Origin of the sequence: uncultured Zoogloea sp., assembly GCF_937894855.1 — a bacterium.
GTDB lineage: Bacteria > Pseudomonadota > Gammaproteobacteria > Burkholderiales > Rhodocyclaceae > Zoogloea > Zoogloea oryzae.
Map to the genome: position 1 here is coordinate 1 of NZ_CALAYQ010000136.1, position 4,215 is coordinate 4,215.

At 68.6% G+C, this 4,215-nt stretch carries 3 protein-coding genes; all 3 read right to left on the reverse strand.

The genetic code is table 11. The features are described from left to right. Positions 1 to 1,372: efflux RND transporter permease subunit (locus Q0672_RS15395; protein ID WP_298623560.1), on the reverse strand; the 1,372-nt coding region annotated here is incomplete at its 3' end. A 74-nt stretch (positions 1,373 to 1,446) separates the two neighbouring features. Further along, entirely contained in the window at positions 1,447 to 2,541 is a 1,095-nt protein-coding gene (locus Q0672_RS15400) for an efflux RND transporter periplasmic adaptor subunit (protein ID WP_298623563.1), read from the reverse strand. A gap of 57 nt (positions 2,542 to 2,598) precedes the next feature. After that, positions 2,599 to 4,077, reverse strand: a complete 1,479-nt coding sequence (locus Q0672_RS15405; protein WP_298623565.1) for a hypothetical protein — start codon at positions 4,075 to 4,077, stop codon at positions 2,599 to 2,601. Positions 4,078 to 4,215 lie beyond the last annotated feature (138 nt).

Sequence of the window (4,215 nt, forward strand, 5' to 3'; positions counted from 1 at the left end):
CTTCGAGGGTGAGCAGCGGCAGGAACACGATGACGATGATGAGGATGCCCGAGGCCACCGGCGCGGCCACTTCGCGGGTCGCCCGGAAGACCAGATGGAGGAGCGGCAGCCGGCTGGTGGCGCCGCCTTCGGAGAGCTGGGTCTCGACGTTCTCGACCACCACCACCGCCGCATCCACCAGCATGCCGATGGCGATGGCGAGACCGCCCAGGCTCATCAGGTTGGCCGACAGTCCCACCGCGCGCATGGCGATGAAGGTGGCCAGCGCCGCCAGGGGCAGCATCAGCGCCACCACCAGCGCCGCGCGCAGGTTGCCCAGGAAGGCCAGCAGCAGCACCAGCACCAGCACGATGGCCTCGACCAGCGCCTTGGAGACGGTATGCACCGCGCGGCCGACCAGCTCGCTGCGGTCGTAGAAGGGGACGACGCTGACGCCCGGCGGCAATTGCGGGGCGATCTCGGTGAGGCGCGCCTTCACCGATTCGATCACCTTGCCGGCGTTGGCGCCGCGCAGGCCGAGGACCAGGCCTTCCACCGCCTCGCCCTCGCCGCTGCGGGTGACCGCGCCGTAGCGGGTGAGGGCGCCGATGCGCACGGCAGCCACGTCGCCCACGCGGACCACGCCGCCCTCGCCCCGCAGCACGATGGCGCGCACGTCGTCGAGGTTGCGGATGGCGCCCTCGGCGCGCACCAGCAGGGTCTCCTCGCCTTCCGAGAGGCGCCCGGCGCCATCGTTGCGGTTGTTGGCTTCGAGGGCGGCGGCGAGCTGCCCGAGGTTGAGGCCGCGGGCGGCCAGGGCTGCCGGATCGGGCGTCACCTCGAAGCTGCGCACCTCGCCGCCCAGGCTGTTCACGTCGGCCACGCCGGGCACGGTGCGCAGCGCCGGGCGGATCGTCCAGTCGAGGAGGGTGCGCTTGTCTTCCAGCGAGATCGGGCCCTCGATGGTGAACATGAACATCTCGCCCAGCGGCGTGGTGATCGGCGCGAGGCCGCCGGTGGCGCCGGGGGGCAGGTTGCCCATCACGTTGGCGAGGCGCTCGCCGACCTGCTGCCGGGCCCAGTAGATGTCGGTGCCGTCGTCGAAATCGAGGGTCACGTCGGCCAGCGCGTACTTGGAGGTGGAGCGCAGGATGCGCTGGTGGGGAATGCCCAGCATCTCCTGCTCGATGGGCACGGTGATGCGCGACTCGACCTCTTCGGGCGTCATCCCCGGGGCCTTGATGATGAGCTTGACCTGGGTGGTGGAGACATCCGGGAAGGCGTCGATGGGCAGGCCGTTCCAGGCCACCACGCCGGCCCCGATGAGGAGCAGCGTGGCGACCAGCACCAGCAGGCGCTGGGTCAGGGAGAACTCGATGAGGCGGGAGAGCATGGGGTCGGGGCTCGGGGTGACTCGCTAGGGGTTGGGCGTGGTGCGGGGCGGCGCGGCGGCGGTGGGCGTGGCCCTCATTCCTTGCCGATGCCGAGCCAGGTGGCCTTGAGGGCGGCGACGCCGCTGGTGACCACGGTCGCATCTGGCGGCAGGCCGGTGACAAGGCTGGTGTCGCCGAGGCGGCCGGTCACGCTGACCGGGATCGCCCGGTAGCCGGTGGTCGCCGCGTCGCGGGCGGCCACGAAGACCCACTGCTTGTTGTCGTGGCGGAGCACCGCGCTGGCCGGCACCTGCAGCGTGGCGTTGCCGGTGGCGCCCTTGTTGCCCAGATCGAGATCGACGGCGGTGGCCTGGCCCGGGCGCAGGCTGTCGGCGCCGTGGGTGACGAGGCCGCGCAGCAGCACGCTCTGGGTGGCGGAGTCGACGGCGCGGCCGATGGCGATCAGCTCGCCCCGGGCGCCGGTGGACGGAATCCGCAGCGGCGTGCCCACCTTCACCTGGCTGGCCACCGCCAGCGGGGCCTGGATCTCCACCGACAGGGGATCGAGCCGCGCGATGCGGTAAAGCGGTGCGGATTGCTCGACCCGCTGGCCGACGCTCACGTGCTGCTCCAGCACGCTGCCGGCGATGGGTGCGACGAGGGACAGGGTCTGCCCGCCGCTGTGCTGGGCAAGGGCCAGCTCCTGGCGGCGCTCGGCGGCCTGGGCGGCGCTCTGGGCGGCATTGGAGCGGCTCGCCTGGAGGCGCGATTCGGCGATCAGCCCTTCACGGTAGAGCTGCTCGTCCCGGGCGAGCGTCTGGCGTGAGAAGGTGGCCTGGGCGTCGGCCTGGAGGCGGTCGCGCTGGAGTTCGAGGGCCTGGGGGCTGGAGATCCGCACCAGCAGCTGGCCCTTCTTCACGCTCATCCCCGGCGCGGTTTCGAGGCTCTCGACCACGCCGGCCAGCGGCGCGGCGATCACCCGCACCTGGTTGTTGGGAATGCTCACCGTTGCCGGCAGCCCCGCCGCCGCAGCGCTGCTGCCGCTCACCACCCGCTGGGTCGCCACCCCCAGCGCCTGCCCCTGGGAAGGTGTGATGGCGATGAAGGCCGGGTCAAGGGCGATGGCGGAAAAGGCAGGGCCGGCAAGGGCAACGGCAGCAAGCAGCGGGCGAAGGGCGATGGACGGCATGGGGATGATGGGGGCTGGATACACCCCGCATCATCCCCCATCTGGCTTAAGAGAGTCTTAAGTGGTGCTGCCGGATGCCGGTTTGCCGTCCTTCGCGGCCGTCTCCTCGGGTTTGAGTCCGGTGCCACGCAGGTTGACCAGCTTGCCGAGCAGCTCGAACCAGAAAGGCGCGCCGAAACCTGCCAGCAGGGCGGTGGTCAGCCAGCCGGGAATGGCTGACAGGAGGTTCTTCCAGTTGCCGCCCGTGATCACCTCCCACCTGTCGCCGATGAAGCCCATTTTCGGCAGGCGCAGCCGGAGACTGTCGAACTGCGAGTCGAGCTGGGTCTGGCTGCTCTGCAGGTTTTTCAGGGTGCCGTTGAGGGATTTGATCGCCGCGTCGCCCACCGTGCTGTCTGCCCTGACGACCGGGAGCAGGGCCTTGCACAGGATCGGGTTGATGACTGTTGCGCTGTCGGTGCATTGCACACCGGACCGCCGGAGAGTATCGATTGCGTCGTCCAGTGCCTTGGCGTCGGTGACAAGCAGACAGCGGATGGTGCGTTGCCAGTCAGCCAGTGGCTTGCCAGCGTCTGAGCGGTTCTTGAGTGCCGCGCAGTCGGTAGAGGATGGTGTCTGCTGTAACGCGCCGTCGAGAAGTGGGTAGGTCTGTTTGCGGGCCTCGGGTGTGGTGGCATCGAGAAACACCCGATGGGCCGCCGCATCCACCGGGTTGAAGAAGTTGGCGGCGTACAGACTGGCGGCCGCATCGCGCAGGGCCGGCAGGTTTGGCTTGTCGACGCCGGTGAGCTCCAGCAGTCGCAGCTGCGCCGGTGCCGGCAGGGCGATCCTGGCACGTAGGCTGGTTTCAAGATCGCTGAGGTTGCGTGAGCCGTCCGGTGGGGCGATCTGGCTGGCGGTCTGGGTGGAGAGGGTTCGCAGTTCGGGATCGTTCAGCAGGCGTTCGGCGACGTAGTAGCTGTCGAGGTTGAAGGCAACCGCCAATACCAGCGCAACGATGGTCAGCCAGAACTGGGCGAAGCGCTTGTACCAGCCGGCAGCCCGCTCCATCGTGGCGTCGAAGCTGGCTTCGAGCTCGGTGCGGATGTCCTCCAGCGACTTGGCGCCATTGGCGAGGGCGGATTCCAGCGTCGAGCGCAGCGCCGGGGGCAGCGCGGTCGATGCGTTGGTGAGCAGCGCCTTCAGTCTTGCCAGATCGAGGGCCTCGCCGGCAGGCTGGTCGGCGCTCTTGCGAAGCAGGTCGATGAGCGCCGAGACGTAGCGGGGGCCGGGGATGTAGCTCGGCGGGCCGCTTTTACCGCCGAAGGCGGTGGGGGTGTGGAGGGCCTGGATAAGGGGATGTTTATAGAAGTCTTGCGTCCAGCCGGACGGCGAATTGGTCGGTTCGCCGGTGATGAGTTGGGCTATCAGACGGGTGAGACGTCTGCCCCGCAAGTTGAAGAAGCTGGCAAAGCCTTCGACGATGAACGAGCTGACGACTGCCGTCAGGAGATAAAGGAGGGCGAGACCAATCAACAGGTCGAGAAAGGTGTTCATGATGTGCTCCCGTGGGGTTGGGGTGCATTCAGGCTAGCAGGCCCGCAGGATAATGGAATCACCCGAACGGGTGAATGCCCCCTGGTGTAGTGGTCTAATTTCCACGGACACCTCGATAGGTGGATCATTCACCGTTCG